This window comes from Cellulosimicrobium sp. So1_17, from assembly GCF_055181235.1.
On the sequence record NZ_CM143702.1, the window covers coordinates 2,718,111 to 2,735,223 of the forward strand.

15 protein-coding genes are annotated in these 17,113 nt (G+C 73.7%); 4 read left to right on the forward strand and 11 right to left on the reverse strand.

The features are described from left to right. Positions 1-15: 15 nt before the first annotated feature. Genes ACZCLJ_RS11875 through ACZCLJ_RS11890 form a run of 4 tightly spaced genes read right to left on the reverse strand, consistent with a single transcriptional unit; the run spans position 16 to position 2,894 of the window. Complete coding sequence (locus tag ACZCLJ_RS11875; RefSeq protein ID WP_463103834.1) at positions 16-843, reverse strand: ABC transporter permease; 828 nt, start codon at positions 841-843, stop codon at positions 16-18. Next, the gene (locus ACZCLJ_RS11880) at positions 840-1,883 is read right to left on the reverse strand and encodes an ABC transporter ATP-binding protein (protein WP_463103835.1); all 1,044 of its coding nucleotides are present in this window, start codon (positions 1,881-1,883) and stop codon (positions 840-842) included. The genes ACZCLJ_RS11875 and ACZCLJ_RS11880 overlap by 4 nt, the downstream gene beginning before the upstream one ends. Next, positions 1,880-2,185: a transcriptional regulator gene (locus ACZCLJ_RS11885; protein ID WP_251152064.1), complete on the reverse strand. Its 306-nt coding sequence runs from the start codon at positions 2,183-2,185 to the stop codon at positions 1,880-1,882. The genes ACZCLJ_RS11880 and ACZCLJ_RS11885 overlap by 4 nt, the downstream gene beginning before the upstream one ends. After that, positions 2,178-2,894 carry a hypothetical protein gene (locus ACZCLJ_RS11890; RefSeq protein ID WP_463103836.1) on the reverse strand — a complete coding sequence of 239 codons (717 nt, stop codon included), beginning with the start codon at positions 2,892-2,894 and terminating at the stop codon, positions 2,178-2,180. Before ACZCLJ_RS11890 ends, ACZCLJ_RS11885 begins: the two co-directional genes overlap by 8 nt. A 215-nt stretch (positions 2,895-3,109) precedes the next feature. Between ACZCLJ_RS11890 and ACZCLJ_RS11895 the strand changes: the two genes are divergently transcribed. The 3 genes from ACZCLJ_RS11895 (at position 3,110) to ACZCLJ_RS11905 (ending at position 5,299) form a co-directional block, all read left to right on the forward strand. Beyond that, complete coding sequence (locus ACZCLJ_RS11895) at positions 3,110-4,078, forward strand: SPFH domain-containing protein (protein WP_463103837.1); 969 nt, start codon at positions 3,110-3,112, stop codon at positions 4,076-4,078. Beyond that, positions 4,075-4,365: a type II toxin-antitoxin system antitoxin gene (locus ACZCLJ_RS11900; RefSeq protein ID WP_463103838.1), complete on the forward strand. Its 291-nt coding sequence runs from the start codon at positions 4,075-4,077 to the stop codon at positions 4,363-4,365. Before ACZCLJ_RS11895 ends, ACZCLJ_RS11900 begins: the two co-directional genes overlap by 4 nt. An 85-nt stretch (positions 4,366-4,450) precedes the next feature. Then, a complete protein-coding gene (locus tag ACZCLJ_RS11905) occupies positions 4,451-5,299 on the forward strand; it encodes a CPBP family intramembrane glutamic endopeptidase (RefSeq protein ID WP_463103839.1) in 849 nt (282 codons plus the stop codon). A 75-nt stretch (positions 5,300-5,374) separates the two neighbouring features. Here the strand turns inward: ACZCLJ_RS11905 and ACZCLJ_RS11910 are convergent, their stop codons facing one another. The 7 genes from ACZCLJ_RS11910 to ACZCLJ_RS11940 form a co-directional block, all read right to left on the reverse strand. Continuing rightward, positions 5,375-5,956 (reverse strand): DUF6993 domain-containing protein, encoded by a 582-nt coding sequence (locus ACZCLJ_RS11910; protein ID WP_463103840.1) that lies wholly within the window; start codon positions 5,954-5,956, stop codon positions 5,375-5,377. Between the two features lie 146 nt (positions 5,957-6,102). Beyond that, positions 6,103-7,083: a class A beta-lactamase gene (gene bla / locus ACZCLJ_RS11915; protein WP_463103841.1), complete on the reverse strand. Its 981-nt coding sequence runs from the start codon at positions 7,081-7,083 to the stop codon at positions 6,103-6,105. After that, positions 7,080-8,810 carry a dipeptide ABC transporter ATP-binding protein gene (locus tag ACZCLJ_RS11920; RefSeq protein ID WP_463103842.1) on the reverse strand — a complete coding sequence of 577 codons (1,731 nt, stop codon included), beginning with the start codon at positions 8,808-8,810 and terminating at the stop codon, positions 7,080-7,082. Before ACZCLJ_RS11920 ends, bla begins: the two co-directional genes overlap by 4 nt. After that, positions 8,807-9,841: an ABC transporter permease gene (locus ACZCLJ_RS11925; protein ID WP_463106399.1), complete on the reverse strand. Its 1,035-nt coding sequence runs from the start codon at positions 9,839-9,841 to the stop codon at positions 8,807-8,809. Before ACZCLJ_RS11925 ends, ACZCLJ_RS11920 begins: the two co-directional genes overlap by 4 nt. A 157-nt stretch (positions 9,842-9,998) precedes the next feature. Beyond that, on the reverse strand, positions 9,999-11,102 hold the full coding sequence (locus ACZCLJ_RS11930) for an ABC transporter permease (RefSeq protein WP_251152056.1): 1,104 nt from the start codon (positions 11,100-11,102) through the stop codon (positions 9,999-10,001). A gap of 84 nt (positions 11,103-11,186) precedes the next feature. Then, positions 11,187-12,830, reverse strand: a complete 1,644-nt coding sequence (locus ACZCLJ_RS11935) for an ABC transporter substrate-binding protein (RefSeq protein WP_463103843.1) — start codon at positions 12,828-12,830, stop codon at positions 11,187-11,189. Positions 12,831-13,127: 297 nt separating this feature from the next. Further along, complete coding sequence (locus ACZCLJ_RS11940) at positions 13,128-14,102, reverse strand: HdeD family acid-resistance protein (protein WP_463103844.1); 975 nt, start codon at positions 14,100-14,102, stop codon at positions 13,128-13,130. A 198-nt stretch (positions 14,103-14,300) separates the two neighbouring features. On the opposite strand from ACZCLJ_RS11940, the gene ACZCLJ_RS11945 reads away from it, so the two are divergent. Continuing rightward, positions 14,301-17,108, forward strand: coding sequence for a flippase-like domain-containing protein (locus ACZCLJ_RS11945; RefSeq protein WP_463103845.1), 2,808 nt, complete (start codon positions 14,301-14,303; stop codon positions 17,106-17,108). Positions 17,109-17,113 lie beyond the last annotated feature (5 nt).

The window sequence follows — 17,113 nt, forward strand, 5'->3', positions numbered from 1 at the left end:
CCCTCCCGGGCAACGTCAGCGGAAGCGACGGCCCTCGTCGCGGCGGTATGCGCCCACGGCGAGCGCAGCGAACAGCACGGTCCACGCGATGAGGACGGGCCACGCGAGCCCGTACGCCGGCTCGCCCGTGAGCGCCTGGACGAGCAGGTCGCGGCCGGCGCGCGTCGGTGTCGCCATCGAGATGGTGTCGAGCCACGGCGGGAAGAGGAACGGCGGGAGGAACAGACCGCCGGCGAACGCGAGCGGGAAGAGGATCACCTGCACGACGGGCAGCGCCGCCTTCGCGGACAGCGAGTACCCGACCGCCATGCCGAGCAGCACGAACGGCACGGAGACGATCAGCACCGTCCCGACGCCGGCGAGGAGCTGCGACCACGTCACGCTCGCCTCGGTGAACAGCCACGCGATGAGGATCAGCGGCACGACCCCGAACAGCGAGAAGATCCCGCCGTTGAGGATGCGCGCGACCATGCGCGGAGCGGGCCCTGCGGGCAGCGACCGCACGAACGGGTCGAACGGGAGCTGGCGGTCCTCCGCGACGCCGAGCCCGTACGTGAACAGGCTCGCCGAGCAGATCGCGAACAGCCCGAGCGACGCGACGGCCGTGGTCGCCGCGAGGGGGTCCTGCGCGACGGCCTCCTGCGGCACGACGAAGAAGAACATCGCGAGCGCCGGGAACAGCAGGTTGCCGAGCACCGCGATCGGCACGCGGACCGTCTCGAGGAACTGGTAGCGCAGGTGCAGCCAGGTCAGCCGCACCGGACCGGGCAGGGCCGCGCGGCCGCCCGTCGTGCCCGACGCCGGGCCCTCGCCCGGGCGGGTCCTGCTCGCCGTCGTGCTCATCGCCGTCCTCCGTCGGTCGTGGTGGGGGCCGACGCGCCGTCGCGTGCGACCATCTGCTCGAACGCCTCCTCGAGGCTCGCGCCCCGGATCTCGAGGTCGTGGAAGTCGACGCCCGAGGTGACGAGCTCACGGACGAGCGCGTCGGCGTCGGGCGTGTACAGCTCCTGCCGGCCGTCGGCGGCACGCTCGGACCGGACCACGCCGGGCCACGCCGCGAGGTCTGTCGTCGACCGCACGACGACGCGGCGCAGCGCCACGCGCCGCAGGATCGCGTCGAGCGAGTCGTCGGCCCGGACCACGCCCTGGTCGATGACGACGACCCGCTCCGCGAGCGCCTGCACCTCCTCGAGGTAGTGGCTCGTGAGGAGGACGGTCCCGCCGTCGGCGTGGTACGCGCGGATCGCGTCCCACAGCGTCTGCCGGGCGCCGACGTCGAGGCCGGTGGTGGGCTCGTCGAGCAGGACGACGGCCGGCCGGCCGACGAGCGCGAGCGCCACCGCGAGGCGGCGCTTCTGCCCGCCGGACATCGCGCCGGTCTGGCGGCCGGCGAGGTCGGCGAGGCCGAACTGGTCGAGCAGCTCGGCCGTCGGGACGGGGTCGGGGTAGTGGCCGCCCACGAAGTCCACGACCTCGCGGACCTTGAGCGTCGCGGGCAGGCCGGTCTCCTGCGGCGTGATGCCGAGCGAGACGCGGCTCCGGGCGTCGCGGGGGTCGCCGCCGAACAGCCGCACGGTGCCCGCGTCGGGCTTGCGCTGCCCGCTGATCAGGGACAGCAGCGTCGACTTCCCGGCGCCGTTCGGGCCGAGCAGGCCGACGAGCTCGCCCGCGCCTACGGTGAGCGACACGTCGTCGAGCGCGACGACCTGCCCGAAGCGCCGCGTCACGTGGTCGGCGGCGACCACCGGTCGGTCGGCGCCGGTGCCCGACGGCGCGGCGCCGGCCGCGGTGCCGGCCGCGGTGCCGGTCTCGGTGCGGGTGTCGGCGTCGGTGCGGGTGTCGGGGCCTGCGGCCCGGTCCGTCCGGGTGCGTGAGACGTTCATGCTCCGGCTCCTCTCAGGAGGGTGTTCAGTGCCGTGGTGTAGTCCTCGAACGCGCTGCGGCCGTGGACCGTGAGCGCGAGGTACGTGGCCGGCGTGCGGCCCTCGTGGGTCTTGGTGACGCGCACGTAGCCCGCGTCCTCGAGCTTGCGCAGGTGGGTCGACAGGTTGCCGGCCGTCATGTCGAGCAGCTTCTGCAGCTTGGGGAAGGACAGCTCGTCGCCGGCGCCGAGCGCAGCGAGCGTCGCGACGACGCGCAGCCGGGCTGGGGCGTGGATGACCGAGTCGAGCTCGACGTCAGGCATCGACCGCCTCCCCCGCCCCGGACGTGGTGCCCACGCAGCGAGCGGCGACGCTCCGTCGTCGGGCACGCAGCCCGTGCTCGATCCCGGCCATCACGAGGAAGCCCCCGCCACCGAGGGCCGCCATGACGAGGTAGGTGAGCGGGAGTCCCGCGAAGGTCGCGACCGCGGCGACGAGCAGGATCCACACGCCGAGCGCGAAGAGCCGCACGTCCTGGAACGCGGCCGCTCCCCCGAGGTACAGGAGCCCCACGACGATGCACGCGAACGCGTTGCTCGCGAGCGCCATGACCTCCTCGGAGGCCCCGGCGCGACCGAGACCGCCGAGGACGAGCCCGAGCGCGAGGAACCCGAGCATCCACGACCAGCCGTACATCGCACCGGTGCGCGCGCTGACGCCGCGGGTGCCGGCCGTGCGCGTGACCGAGTGGACGATCGTGAACGCGACGGCCGAGACGATCGCGCCCGAGAAGACGAAGAACGCCCACGGCGCCGCCTGCCCGTCGGCGTCCGCGCTCAGGAACAGGCAGAGGTAGCCGACGAGCCACGCGAGGCCCCAGGCCAGGAAGAGCAGGCGGCCATCGGGCTCCGTCGCGGCGCGCGCACGGTCCTGCTGCTGCTGGATGAGCCGCAGGGTCTCGGCAGGGTCGAAGACCTGGCGGGTCTCGGCGGAGGACGGGTCGTCGCTCGGGCCGTCGTGGTCGCTCGTCATGCTCGCTGTCCGTCCTCGCAGAGTAGTTTGTGCTGCAAACCTGTTTGTAGAGTCGCACAGGTCCGCCCCGAAGACAACCCCCTGAACCCGCCGAGCACGACCTGAAGGTCGCCAACGGCCGCAGAAAGACCGCCATGTCGTGTTCGGCCGGATAATGTGATATCACTTTGCTATACATCGGCAGCGGCCGTCGGCCGCAGGAGAGGACGGCGACCGTGACCGAGAGCGCAGCCCCCCCGCAAGACTCCGTGGGCGGCGAGCCCGTGGGCCGCCCGGTGGGTCACGCCGGGACCCGGGTGGACGTCACCGAACGCCCCGCGTGGTCCCTCGGTGCGGGCGGCGCGGCCGGCGTCATCGCGCTCAGCGTCCTGCTCCTCCTCGGAGGTGTCGGCCTCGTCGTCGCCGCGGCGGCCGAGCTGGGCAGCCCGGGCGTCCTCATCACCGTCGGTGTAGTGCTGTTCCTCCTCGGGGTCTTCCTCCCGACGGGCGTCGCCGTCGTGAACCCCGGCGAGACGGTCGTGGTCCAGTTCTTCGGCCGGTACCTCGGCACGGTGCGCCGCACCGGCCTCGTCGCGACCGTCCCCTTCAGCACGCGCCGTCGCGTCTCCGTGCGCGTGCGCAACTTCGAGACGAGCGAGCTCAAGGTCAACGACGCCGACGGCAATCCCATCAACATCGCGGCGATCGTCGTCTGGCAGGTCGCGGACACCGCGAAGGCGAGCTTCGCCGTCGAGGACTACGACGACTTCGTCGTGGTGCAGTCCGAGTCCGCGCTGCGCCACGTCGCGATGTCGCACCCCTACGACGACGCCGACGCGGGCGAGGAGTCCCTGCGCGGCGCGACGGAGGTCGTCTCGGCCGAGATCGCCGCCGAGGTCGCGGAGCGCGTCGTCGTCGCGGGCGTCGAGGTCATCGAGGCGCGCATCTCCAACCTCGCGTACGCGCCCGAGATCGCCCAGGCCATGCTGCAGCGCCAGCAGGCCGGCGCGATCATCGCCGCCCGCTCGCGCATCGTCGAGGGCGCGGTCTCGATGGTCGAGGACGCGCTCTCCCGCCTGGAGGCCGACGACATCGTCACGCTCGACGACGAGCGTCGCGCCACGATGGTGTCCAACCTGCTCGTCGTGCTGTGCGGCGACAGCCGCGTGACCCCCGTCGTCAACACGGGGTCGCTGTACCGGTGACCCCTGCTCCGCCCGAGCGGCGGCCGGACGTGCCCGACGACGGCGACGGACCGTCGTCGGGCACGGGCGTGCCCGCGGAGCGGCCGCGCAGGGTGCAGCGCAAGTCGGTGCTGCTGCGGCTCGACCCTGCCGTGCACGACGCGCTCGCCCGCTGGGCCGCGGACGACCTGCGCAGCGTCAACGCGCAGATCGAGATGTTGCTGCGCCGCGCGCTGTCCGACGCCGACCGCCTCCCCCGCGACGTCCGGCCCGTCCGCCGCCCCGGGCGCCCGCCCCGCGACGTCTGACCGCACCGCCGGGGCGTGCTCGGCAGGCAGCCCGCGTCCAGCAGACGTCGAGCCCGCACCCGGGTGGCGGTGCTATAACCGGACGGTGCCAGCCCCCGACCCGACCGCCGCGCCGGTCGTGACGACGGACGACGTCGCGACGACCGCCGCTCCAGCGCGCCCCGACCGCGCGACGCGACGCCGCATCGGGGCGGAGATCTGGATCGTCCTCGGTCTGAGCCTCGGCAAGTCCGCCGTCTACGCGATCATCAACATCGTCGCGCGGCTCACCGCGGGCACGCCGCTGCGCGACCAGTCGGCGAGCCTCAACGTCAGCCAGTCGGCGCGGCCGTACCTCGACCTCACGTACCAGCTCGTCGGGATCTTCTTCGCGGTCCTGCCCGTCGCGCTCGCGCTGTACCTGCTCAGCGCGCGGGGCCGGTCCGCGGTCCGGGCGATCGGGCTCGACGGCGCCCGCCCCCTGCGTGACGTCGGCTGGGGGTTCGCGCTCGCCGCCGCCATCGGCCTCCCGGGCCTCGCGTTCTACCTCGCGGGTCGGGCGATGGGCATCACCGTCGAGGTCCAGGCAGCGGCGCTCAACGCGGCGTGGTGGACCGTTCCCGTCCTGGTCCTCGCGGCGCTGCAGAACGGCCTGCTCGAGGAGGTCATCGCCGTCGGCTACCTGTACGAGCGCACGCGCGACCTCGGGTGGGGGCGCGTGAAGTTCGTCGTCGCGAGCTCGCTGCTGCGCGGCTCGTACCACCTGTACCAGGGCATCGGGCCGTTCGTCGGCAACGTCGTCATGGGCGTCGTGTTCTCGTGGTTCTACACGAGCCGGTGGGGACGGCACCGCGTCATGCCCCTCGTGATCGCGCACACGCTCCTCGACGTCGTCGCGTTCGTCGGCTACGCGCTCCTGCCGCTCGAGTGGAAGCAGTCGCTCGGCCTGGCGTGACACGCGGCGGGCACGCGGGCGGGCGAGACACGCGCTCAGGCGTGGCCGGCGGGCCGGACGCGCCGCGACGTCCGCTCAGTGCGTCGGCATCTCCAGGCAGCCGCCGTCCGCGATCGGGCCACCCGCCTCGAGCGTGACGCCGTCCGGCCCGACCGCGCCGTAGACGCAGCCGCCCGGCACGCCGACACCGACCCCGACGTGCGTCGAGGTGTCGGAGGTGAGCACCGAGCCGCCGTGCACCTGGACGTCCTCGAACCCCGCTGCGACGAGCACCGACACCACGTCGTCCTGGTCGACCGGCTCACCGGAGGCGAGCGGTTCGAGCGCCGCCTGCACGTCCGGCACCGAGAGCGCCGCCTGCGCGTGGCTCTCGGGCGACCCGACGCGCTGGCGGTACGCCTCGTTCGAGAGGTCGAGCCCTTCCTCGGAGAAGCCCGTCCGATCAGCCGACGCGGACGGGGTCGACGCCGGGGCGGGCGTGTCGGCCCGCGTCGAGGTGTCGTACTGCTCGGCCCAGCCGCTGACGAGCATCTGGTATCCCACGACCGCCACGACGAGGACCACGAGCCCGAGCCCCACGACGCCCACGACCACCCCCGTGACGGCACGCACGACCCGCTCGGAGCGGTCGGGCCCGCCGTCCTGAGGTGTCGTCACGCGGCGAGTCTCGCGCGCGCCGGCCCGGACCGCGCGCCACGTCGCAGGACCTCACCGAGATCTCCACACGGCGCCGACGCAGGCCCGTCGCGAGCGACGACGGCCGTGACCCGGGCGTCCTGCGGACCGGCCGCACCCGGGACCCGTCAGCCCTGGTCGGCGTACGCCCCCAGCACGGTCCGTGCGACGTCGGCGAGCAGCGCGTCGTCGGGCTCCGCGTCCGGCGCGACGCGGTCCGTGAGGACGGCGAGCACGATCGGAGCGCCGTCGGGAGGCCACACCACCGCGACGTCGTTGCGCGACCCGTGGCGACCTGCGGTGCCCGTCTTGCTGCCGACCACCCAGCCGTCCGGCGCGCCGGCCCGGACCGTGCCGTCCCCCGTCGTGCTGCCCGTGAGCCAGCCGACGTACTCCTCTCGGACGCCCGGCTCGAGCTCGTCGCCCAGCGCGAACGCGGCGAGCCCGTCCGCGAGCGCGCGCGGCGTGCTGGTCCGCGCGGGCTCGCCCGGCGTGAAGCGGTTGAGCTCGGGTTCCCAGGCGTCGACGAGGGTCGTCGTGTCCCCGAGGTCGACGAGCGCGGCCTGGAGCGCCTCTGGTCCGCCGAGCCGGCGCAGCAGCGCGTTGAACGCGCCGTTGTCGCTCTCGGAGACCGCCGCCGCGCCCAGCTCGCGCACCGTCGCGTCCGTGCCCACGCGCGACTCGGTGGCGGGTGACCATCCCGCGCCGGACACGTCGTCGGGCGTCACCGGCACGGGCTCGTCGAGCACCTCGACCGACCGGCCCCGCAGGACGAACCCTGCGGCGAGCGCCTTGATCGTCGACGCGTACGCGAAGCGCTCGTCGGCCCGGTGCTCGACCAGGTCGCCCGTCGCGGTGTCGACCGCGTAGACGCCGACCCGCGCGTCGTAGGCGGTCTCGAGCTCCGCCAGGTCGGCCGCGACCACCGCGGTGAGGTCCGTCGGGGCCGGGTCCGGGGCAGGCGGGGCCGGTGCCGACGGCGTGCCGCTCGGCGCGGTCGTCGACGGCTCGCCGTCCGGGGCGGCGGGGCCGGGTCCGCACGCGGGCAGGAGCAGCACCCCCGCCGCCGCGCAGAGGGCGCCGGCCCACCGTCGCCGCCGGGCGGTCACGCGCCCCTCAGCGCCCGCAGCGCCTCGCGCCGCTCGGCCTGCGCCACCGGGTCGGGCACCGGGAGCGACGCGAGCAGCCGCCTCGTGTACTCCTCGCGCGGGTCGCCCAGGACCTCGGCGCCCGTCCCCTCCTCGACGAGCCGGCCGCGGTAGAGCACCGCGATGCGGTCCGCGAGCAGGTCGACGACCGCGAGGTCGTGGGACACGAAGAGGCTCGCGAAGCCGAGCTCGCGCTGGAGCTCCGCGAAGAGCTCGAGCACGCGCGCCTGCACGGAGACGTCGAGCGCCGACGTCGGCTCGTCCGCGACGAGCAGCTCCGGGTCGAGCGCGAGCGCCCGCGCGAGCGAGGCACGCTGGCGCTGGCCGCCCGAGAGCTCGTGCGGGAAGCGGTCGCCGTACGACCTCGGGAGCTGGACCGCCTCCAGCAGCTCCTCGACCCGGCCTCGCGCGTCCTGCGGCGACGCGACCCGGCCGTGCACGACGAGCGGCTCGGCGACGCAGTCCGCGATCGTCAGGAGCGGGTTGAAGCTCGTCGCGGGGTCCTGGAACACGAACCCGATGCGGGGCCTCATCGGCAGCAGGTCGCGCTGCCGCACGCCCAGCATCTCGACGCCGAGGACGCGCAGCGACCCACCGGTCACGGGCGTCAGGCCCGCGACGGCGCGCGCGAACGTCGTCTTGCCCGAGCCCGACTCGCCCACGAGGCCGAGCACCTCGCCGGGGCGGATGGTGAGCGACACGTCGTCGACCGCCGTGAACCCGGGCTTGCGGAGGCGGCCCGGGTACGTGACGGTCAGGCCCCGCGCCTCGACGACGGGTTCCGCGGCCTCCCAGGTCTCGGCACGGGCCGACGCGCGCGTCGCGGCCCGGGCGACGCCCTCGCCGACGCGGGGCACGGCGGCGAGCAGCGCCTTCGTGTAGTCGGCGCGCGGGTCCGCGAAGAGGTCGCGGGCGGTCGCCTGCTCGACGACCTTGCCCTGGTACATCACCGCGACGCGGTCGGCGAGGTCCGCCACCACGCCCATGTTGTGCGTGATGAGCACGATCGCCGTGCCGAACTCGTCGCGGCAGCGCCGCAGCAGGTCCAGGATCTCGGCCTGGACGGTGACGTCGAGCGCGGTCGTGGGCTCGTCGGCGACGATGAGCCCCGGGTCGAGCACGAGCGCCATCGCGATGACGACGCGCTGCTTCTGCCCACCCGAGAACTGGTGCGGGTAGTGGTCGACGCGCGTCTCCGGGTCGGGGATCCCGACGCGGCGCAGGACGTCGATCGCGCGCCGCCGCGCCTCGCGTCGACCCACCTTCCCGTGCGCCCGGATCCCCTCGGCGATCTGCCAGCCCACGGTGAAGACCGGGTTCAGCGCCGCAGAGGGCTCCTGGAACACCATCGCGACGTCCGTGCCGCGCACGGTCCGCAGGCGGTCGGCGTCGAGCGTGACGACGTCGTGCTCGTCGGTCCCGGCCTTGTTCGACAGGACGACGGCGCCGCGCGCCGTCGCGGTCGACGGCAGGAGCCCGAGGATCGTCTTCGCGGTCACGGTCTTGCCGGAGCCCGACTCGCCGACGATCGCGAGCACCTCCCCCGGGGCGACCTCGAGGTCGACGCCGTCGACGGCGCGCACCGACCCGGCGTCGGTCGCGAACGACACCGCGAGGTCGCGGATCGCGACGACGGGCCCGCCCGTGCGGTCGGTCGTGCCGGTCGTGGTGCGCGAGGTCGCGGTCATCGCCCGCCCTCCCTGTCGTCGTCGGTGCCGTCCACGAGCGGCCGCTCGAGCGGGTCGAGGTCGTCCTCGGCCGGTCCGCCGTCGGAGCGCGCTCCCCGGCCCTCCAGCCCGTCGAGCCCCCCGGGCCCGGCGGACAGCGTCCCGCCCGGGACGACGGAGGTCTCGGCGACCTCCCCGGACACCTCGGCGGCGGCTCGGCGCGAGCGCAGGCGCGGGTCGGCGAGGTCGTTCAGGCTCTCCCCGACGAGCGTGATGCCGAGCACCGCGAGGACGATCGCGAGCCCGGGGAAGAGCGCGGTCCACCAGATGCCGCTCGTCACGTCGGACACGGCCTTGTTGAGGTCGTAGCCCCACTCCGCGGCCGCCGTCGGCTCGATGCCGAAGCCGAGGAAGCCGAGGCCCGCGAGCGTGAGGATGGCCTCGGACGCGTTGAGCGTGACGATGAGCGGCAGCGTGCGCGTCGCGTTGCGCAGCACGTGCCGCAGCATGATCCGGTGGTGCGGCGTGCCGAGCACGCGCGCCGAGTCGACGAACGCCTCGCCCTTGATGCGCACCACCTCGGCCCTCGTCACGCGGAAGTACTGCGGGATGAACACGACCGTGATGGACAGCGCCGCGGCGAGGATGCCGCCCCACATGCTCGACTGGCCGCCCGAGATGACGATGGCCATGAGGATCGCGAGCAGCAGCGAGGGGAACGCGTAGACCGCGTCGGCGACCACGACGAGCAGGCGGTCGGCCCAGCCGCCGAAGTACCCGGACACGAGCCCGAGCAGCACCCCGACGACGATCGACGCGAGGATCGCCACGACGATCACGAGGATCGCGGTCTGGGCGCCCCAGATCACGCGCGACAGGACGTCGTACCCGCCGACCGTCGTGCCGAGCAGGTGCTCGGCGGACGGCGGCTGCTGTGCGCCGAACGCGCCGTCCTCCGTGCGGAGCTGGCTGTAGCCGTACGGGGCGAGCCACGGCGCGAGCGCCGCGGTGAGCGCGAACAGCGCGGTGACGACGAGCCCCGCGACGAGCATGCCGCGCTGCAGGCCGACGCTCTGGCGCAGCTGGTGCACGACGGGGAGCCGCTTCCACCACGGGGCCCGCCCGCGCTCGGGGACGGCCACGGGCGGCGGCCCGGGCGTCGCGCCCGGTGCGGCGGCGCCGGTGGTGAGTCCGGTCTCGGCGACCATGTCAGTACCTCACCCTCGGGTCGATGAGCGCGGCGACGACGTCCACGACGAAGTTCGTCACCGCCACGATGACGGCCATGAGCACGACGATGCCCTGCACGGCGACGAAGTCGCGCGCCTGCAGGTACTCGGCGAGCTGGAAGCCGAGGCCCTTCCACTCGAACGTCGTCTCGGTGAGGACGGCGCCCGCGAGGAGCATGGCGACCTGGAGGCCGATGACCGTGATGATCGGGATGAGCGCGGGCCGCCACGCGTGCGTGCGCACGAGGCGCGACTCGCGCACGCCGCGCGAGCGCGCCGCGACGACGTAGTCGGTGGACAGCGTGCCGATGACGTTGGTCCGCACGAGCCGCAGGAACACGCCTGCGGTGAGCAGACCCAGGGCGATCGCGGGCAGCACCGCGTGGGCGAGGACGTCGCCGACCACCTCGGGGTCGCCCGTGCGGAGCGCGTCGACGAGGTAGAAGCCGCTCGGGTCGTCGAGCATCTGCATCTCGATCTCCGCGCTCGTCGAGGCGCGGCCGGAGACGGGCAGCCAGCCGAGCCAGACGGAGAAGACGAGCTTGAGCAGGAGTCCCGCGAAGAAGACGGGGGTCGCGTAGGCGAGGATCGCGCCGATGCGCAGCGCGGCGTCGGACGCGCGGTCGCGGAAGTAACCCGCGGCCATGCCGAGCGGGATGCCGACGACGAACGCGACGAGGAGCGCGTAGAGCGCGAGCTCGAGCGTCGCGCTGCCGTAGGTCGCGAGGACCTCGGTCACGGGCCGGTTGTCGCTGATGGTCGTGCCGAAGTCGCCGCGCAGGATGCCGCCGAGGTACTCGAGGTACTGCACGACGATCGGCCGGTCGTACCCGGCCGCCTCGATGCGCTCGGCGAGCTGGTCGGGGGTGAGCCGCCCGCCCAGCGCGGCGGTGATCGGGTCACCCGTGGCGCGCATGACCACGAAGACCGTGGTCACGAGGATGAAGACGGTCGGGATGATGAGGAGGGCGCGCACGAGGAGGTAGGTCCCGAGCCCGCCGCCGCTGCCGCGTCGGCGGCCGAGGGCGCGGGGTGCCGCCGTCCGGCCCTCGCCGACCTGCTGGTCCGAGGTGGTGGTCGTCATGTCGTCTCTTCGTCGGGGTGCAGGGGGCGACCGGGCGACCGGCCCTCCGCGGTGTGGCGGAGGGCCGGTCGCACGTCGGGCGAGTCAGCCCTTGGACAGTGCCGCGTAGCGGAACTTGAAGGACGGGTCGAGCGTGTCCTCGGTGCCCTCGACGTCGGCTCCGACGACCGCGACCTGCGCACCCTGGAGGTACGGCAGCGTCGACAGGTCCCCGGCCACGGCCGTCTGGATCTCCTCGATGAGCGCGGTGCGCTCGTCCGCGTCGGCGGTGACGGCCTGCTCGAGGATCAGGTCGTTCACCTCCGTGTTCTCGTAGTGGTTCACGAGGAAGTTCTCCGTGAGGAAGAACGGCGTGAGGTAGTTGTCCGCGTCGGAGTAGTCCGGGAACCAGCCGAGCTGGTAGGCCGGGTAGACGTCCGCGGTGCGCTCCTCGGCGTACGTGACCCACTCGGTCGTCTGCAGGTTGACCGTGAACAGGCCGTCCTTCTCGAGCTGGTCCTTGATGAGCGCGTACTCGTCCGCCGACGACGGGCCGTAGTGGTCGTTCGAATACTGCAGGTTGAGCGTGACGGGCGTCTCGACGCCCGCGTCCGCGAGCAGCGCCTCGGCCGCGGCCGCGTCGGGCGCACCGGCGCCGTCGCCGTACATCTCCTTGAGCGGCTCGATCGCGCCGGTCAGTCCCGCCGGGACGTAGGAGTAGAGCGGCGTGTACGTGCCCTTGTAGACCTGCTCGGAGAGCTCGTCGCGGTCGATGAGCGACGCCGCGGCCTGGCGCACGGCGAGTGCCTTCGCCGGGTCGGCCTCGGGCGTCGCGGCACCGAACGGCTGGGTGTCGAAGTTGAACGTGATGTACCGGATCTCGCCGCCGGGGCCGTCGACGACCTTGACGTCGTCGTTGCCGCGCAGGTCCTCGATGTCGGTGGCGGAGAGGCTGCGCCACGCGACGTCGATCTCGCCCTGCTGGATCTCGAGCTTGAGGTTCGAGGCCTCGGCGAAGTACTTCACCGCGACCTTCTCGTTCTTCGCGGCCCCGAGCAGACCCTCGTAGCCCTCGTAGGCCTCGTAGGAGACGAGGTTGTTGAAGTCGTAGCTCGTGATCGTGTACTGGCCCGCGAACGCGTCGCCGTCCACGATCTCCTGGTCGGGCGTCAGCGCGTCGGCCGAGAACACGTCCTCGTCGACGATCGGCCCCGCCGGGCTCGAGAGGATCTGCGGGAAGACCTGGTCGTTCTCGCTCTTGAGGTGGAAGACGACGGTCGTGTCGTCCGGCGCCTCGACGCTCTCCAGGTTGTACAGCAGCGAGGACGGGCCGTTGGGGTCCGCGATCGCGAGCTGGCGGTCGAACGTGAACTTCACGTCCGAGGACGTGAGGTCGTTGCCGTTGGCCCACTTCAGGCCCGGCTTGAGCGTGACCGTGTACTCGGTCGGTGCCGTGAACTCCGCCGACTCGGCGATGTCCGGCTCGACGTCGGGGCTGCCGTACGGCGTGTTCATGAGGAACGGGAAGACCTGGTTCATCACCGCGAACGAGCCGTTGTCGTACGAGCCCGCGGGGTCGAGCGTCGTGACCTTGTCGGTCGTGCCGATGATCAGCGAGCCGCCCCCGGCCGAGCTGGCGCCGTCGCCGTCGTCGCCGGAGCTGTCGCCGCCGCACGCCGTGAGGGTGAGCGTCACCGCCGTGATGCCGGCGGCCGCGGCGAGGAGCCGCTTCTTGGACACCGCTGTCATGTGTCTACCTCTTTCTCGGAGATCTCGGGGTACGAGACACAGGTGGTGCGACGTCGCACGCACCAGGACCCCGGCCTGGTGGCGGAGTGCCGTGATTTCTAGCACAGCGCCGTGTCGAGCATGTGTCAGAAGCAGGAGAAAGCGGGACATCCTGCCGACGTTGTTACCGGGTCGTAACCCTGAGCCCGAGGCAACCGACGTGACGTGAGACACATCCCTGGGCGGCCTCGGCGCGGTGTACTGTTCCGCCCCCGCCGAGAGGTCTGGCGACGCGGAGCGTGGCGTGGCAGCGGCTCGTCACCCGCGCGCGCGAGGCGGCTCGGGAGGCTCGGCGGAGGGGCTGTCGGTCCCGGGCGTCCGCTCGTGCGCGCCCGGCTCCGGCGCGCCCGGCTCGGGCGCGGTCGGAGCGACACCGCCGGCGGGCGCGGCGCCACTGCCCGGCTCCGGCGCGGCCTGGTGCGCGGCGCCGCTGCCGGGCTCCGGCGCGGCCTGGGGCGCGGCGCTCGCGGTGGGCGGCGCGACGTCGGGACGCTCGGCGGCGGCACCCAGCACGGACCCACCCGTCACGACGACGCCCGCGGCCACCGCCTGACCGCGCAGGTCGGCGATCTCGCGCGCCACGGCGCGCACCGCGAACCCGGACACCACGTGGATCGACCCGGCGACGAACGCGTAGAGCGCGAAGACGACCGTCACGAGGCGCAGCACGTCGAACGCGTCCAGCGGTCGCGTGACGAGCAGGATCCCGAACAGCACCGACACGATCCCGAACGCGAGCATCCACGCCCACCCGAGGTCGCGGTTGCGGGCCAGCGCCGCGGCACCGGCGATCGTCGTGATGCCGAGCACGAGCACCCACACCGCGAGCACGTAGTAGAGGGCGGTCGGCGAGAGGTCCGGCCAGAACGCCACGACCACGCCGAACACGACGTTCACGCCCGCCTGCGCGAGCCACCACGCGGACCCGACCTGCTGCCGGTGGACGAAGCCCTGCACGGCGACCAGCACGCCGTCGGCCACGAGGAACGCCCCGAGGACGAGCCGGAGCGTCTCGAGCTGCTCGAGCGGCTCGATCATGAGGAGCAGCCCCAGCACCACGAGCAGGATCCCCCGCACCACGGGCAGCCACCACACCCTGCGGAACGGGTTGCGCTCCTGCGCCGCCGACTCGGCGGCGGCCACCTCGCCGTCGCGTGCCGCGCCGGGTCCTGCTGCGTCGGGTGCTGCCCCGTGACGCGTCGTCCTGTCGCGTGCCGACCTGTCGCCTGCCATGGAGACCTCCCGGTCCGAGCCCCGCCGGACGCCCTGGATCGGGCCGCGGAGTCGTCCTCATGCTAGAGAGGCCTTGCTCACACTCGCGCGCGACACGGCGCGGGCACCCCGGCACGTGCCGGACGAACCGGTCGAATCACCCGGAGGAATCGGCCAAATACCGCGCCTACGAGGACGGCCAGCCCTAGACTCGCAGCCATGCCCGTGACTCCCCACGAGACGCCCGAGGGCCGCCCGGCCACAGGTTCCGTCGTGGAGGTCGGCAGCCTCGTCGAGAGCCCGCGGCCCGAGCCCCGGCCGCAGACCGGGGCGTTCGAGGCCCTGCTCGCGCGCCCGGCCCCCGTCGACGAGGGCACGGTCCGCGTCGTCGACACCGCGGAGCAGCGCGTCCGCCACCCGAGCGACCTCGTCAACCTGGTCCTGTGCGCCGTCGGCGTGGCGCTCGTCATGCTCATGTCGGTCTTCGCACACGGCACCACCGAGGGCGTCGCGGAGGACGTGCAGAACTTCTCCGACATCCTCGCCCGCGTCCTCTTCGTCCCCGTGGCCGTGCTCGAGGGCCTCGTCACGCTGTTCGTGCCCACCGCCGTCCTCATCGAGCTCGGTGTGCGCCGGCTCGGCCGGCAGGTCGTGGAGTCCATCGTCGCCGCGGCGCTCGGGCTCCTGCTCGGCATCCTCGTGACGCTCGCCGTCATGGAGTGGGGCTCCGACGAGCTCGTCCGCGGGATGTCGATCTTCACGCAGGGCGAGTGGCGGCTCACGATCCCCGGCTACGTCGCCGCGCTCGGTGGTCTGCTCACCGCGGCCGGGACCCGGACGAGGCGCCGGACCGTCGCATGGTCGTGGAACCTCATCTTCGTCGCGATCGGCGTCGTGCTCGTCACGGGACAGGTGTCGCTGCCCGGCATCCTCGTCGCGCTCCTGCTCGGACGCGTCGCCGGCCTCGCGGTCCGGTACGTGTCCGGCGTGCGCAGCGAGCGCGCCTACGGCCCGGAGCTCGTGGCCGGCGTGCGCCGCGCCGGCTTCGCCCCCGTCGCGCTCGTCCGCGTCCGGGACGTCACCGACGACGACGAGCTCGCGGAGGCGGCCGAGGACCCGATCACGGAGGTCGACGCCGAGGGCCACATCACCTCCGAGGTCCACGTCGGCGTCCTGCGCGCACCGGGCGCGGGGCACGACACCGGGACGGTCCTCACCGCCGACGCCGCCCTCGCGCGGCGCCACCTCGGCGGGACCGCGCCCGCCGAGGAGACCGCGGGCGAGCGCCCGGGCACGGCCGGGGGCCCGGCCCGGCCGGGGGAGGCCGCACCGTCGGACCCGGCGGCGATCGCGCTGACGCGCGCGGGCGACAACCGCGTCTACGCGATGCTCGGCGAGGACGGCGGCCGCCGGGACGTCGTCGTGCTCGACGGCGACCGGCAGGTCGTCGGCTTCCTCACCCGGTTCTGGCGCTCGCTGCGGCTGCGCGGCCTCGAGGGCCGCACCGCGATCTCGCTGCGCGCCGCGGCCGAGCGGACCGCGCTCCTCACCTACGCCGCCCGCGCGGCGGGCATCCGCACCCCGCGCCTCCTCGGCGTCGCCGAGGCGGCCGACTCGATGGTGCTCGTGCAGGAGCACGCCGGGGGCGCCGTGTCCCTGCGCGACCTGCCCGCCGACCGCGTCAGCGACTCCGTGCTCAACGAGGCCTGGCGCCAGCTCACGCTCGCCCACTCCGCGGGCATCGCGCACCGGGCGCTCACGTCCGACGTCGTGCTCGTCTCGCGCGAGGCGGCCACCGGCGCCCCGGAGGTCTGGCTCACGGGGTGGGACCAGGGCGACATCGCGTCGTCGCAGCTCGCACGCCGGATGGACCTCGCGCAGATGGTCGCGCTGCTCGCGCTGCGCGTCGGCGCGCGCCGCGCCGTCGAGTCCGCGGTGAGCGTCCTGCCCGACGAGGACATCGCCGCGATCGGTCCGCTCCTGCAGTCGATCGCGCTGCCGCCGAGCACGCGCGAGGAGATGCGGCAGGACAAGGAGCTGCTCAAGGAGCTGCGCGCCGCGCTCGTCGAACGGCTGCCCGAGGCGGACGTCGAGCCGCAGCGCATCACCCGGTTCGGCGCCCGCACGGTCATCACCCTCGCGCTCGCGGTCGTCGCGGTGACCGTCGTCGTCACGAGCATCAACTTCGCCGAGATCACGGAGGCCGTCTCCCAGGCCAACCCGTGGTGGGCGGTCGTCTCGTTCGCGCTCGGTGTCCTCACGTGGGTCGGTGCGGCCCTGACGTTCGTCGCCTTCTCCCCCGTCCACCTGCCGATGATCCGCGCCACGCTCACGCAGGCCGCCGGGTCGTTCGTCGCCCTGGCGGCACCCGCGGGCATCGGCCCGGCCGCGCTGAACCTCCGCATGCTGCAGAAGCGGGGCGTCTCGACACCGGTCGCCGTCGCGACCGTCGGGCTGGTCCAGGTGTCGCAGTTCGTCGTGACGATCCTGCTGCTCGTCGTCCTGTCGATCTTCACGGGCGACGGCGGGCTCGTGCAGCTCCCGTCGACGACCGTCCTCCTCGCCATCGGCGGCGTCGCCCTCGCCGTCCTCGCGACGCTGCTCGTGCCCGCCGTCCGGAACTGGGTGCTCGCGAAGATCCGGCCCACGCTGCAGCAGGTGTGGCCGCGCCTGTCGGAGCTGCTCGGCCAGCCGGGCCGGCTCGCGCTCGGGTTCGGCGGCAACGTGGTCATGACGCTCGGGTACGTGCTCGCGTTCGACGCCGCTCTCGCCGCGTTCGGGCAGGAGCTCTCGCTCGTCGACGTCGCCGTCATCTACCTCGTCGGGAACGCGGCGGGCGCGGCCGTCCCGACCCCGGGCGGCCTCGGTACCATCGAGCTCGCGCTCACCGCGGGCCTCACCGCCGCCGGGGTGCCCGTCGCGCTCGCGACGTCGGCCACGGTGCTGTTCCGCGTGGCCACCTACTGGGGGCGCATCCCGTTCGGCTGGGCGGCGATGCGCTTCCTCCAGAAGAAGGGCGACCTGTAGCCCGC

Excerpts from the sequence above, each read along its gene's own strand:
- ACZCLJ_RS11875 (WP_463103834.1), bottom strand. The coding sequence starts at position 843 with ATGAGCACGACGGCGAGCAGGACCCGCCCGGGCGAGGGCCCGGCGTCG.
- ACZCLJ_RS11880 (WP_463103835.1), bottom strand. The coding sequence starts at position 1,883 with ATGAACGTCTCACGCACCCGGACGGACCGGGCCGCAGGCCCCGACACC.
- ACZCLJ_RS11885 (WP_251152064.1), bottom strand. The coding sequence starts at position 2,185 with ATGCCTGACGTCGAGCTCGACTCGGTCATCCACGCCCCAGCCCGGCTG.
- ACZCLJ_RS11890 (WP_463103836.1), bottom strand. The coding sequence starts at position 2,894 with ATGACGAGCGACCACGACGGCCCGAGCGACGACCCGTCCTCCGCCGAG.
- ACZCLJ_RS11920 (WP_463103842.1), bottom strand. The coding sequence starts at position 8,810 with ATGACCGCGACCTCGCGCACCACGACCGGCACGACCGACCGCACGGGC.
- ACZCLJ_RS11925 (WP_463106399.1), bottom strand. The coding sequence starts at position 9,841 with ATGCTCGTCGCGGGGCTCGTCGTCACCGCGCTGTTCGCGCTCACCGCG.
- ACZCLJ_RS11930 (WP_251152056.1), bottom strand. The coding sequence starts at position 11,102 with ATGACGACCACCACCTCGGACCAGCAGGTCGGCGAGGGCCGGACGGCG.
- ACZCLJ_RS11935 (WP_463103843.1), bottom strand. The coding sequence starts at position 12,830 with ATGACAGCGGTGTCCAAGAAGCGGCTCCTCGCCGCGGCCGCCGGCATC.
- ACZCLJ_RS11940 (WP_463103844.1), bottom strand. The coding sequence starts at position 14,102 with ATGGCAGGCGACAGGTCGGCACGCGACAGGACGACGCGTCACGGGGCA.
- ACZCLJ_RS11945 (WP_463103845.1), top strand. The coding sequence starts at position 14,301 with ATGCCCGTGACTCCCCACGAGACGCCCGAGGGCCGCCCGGCCACAGGT.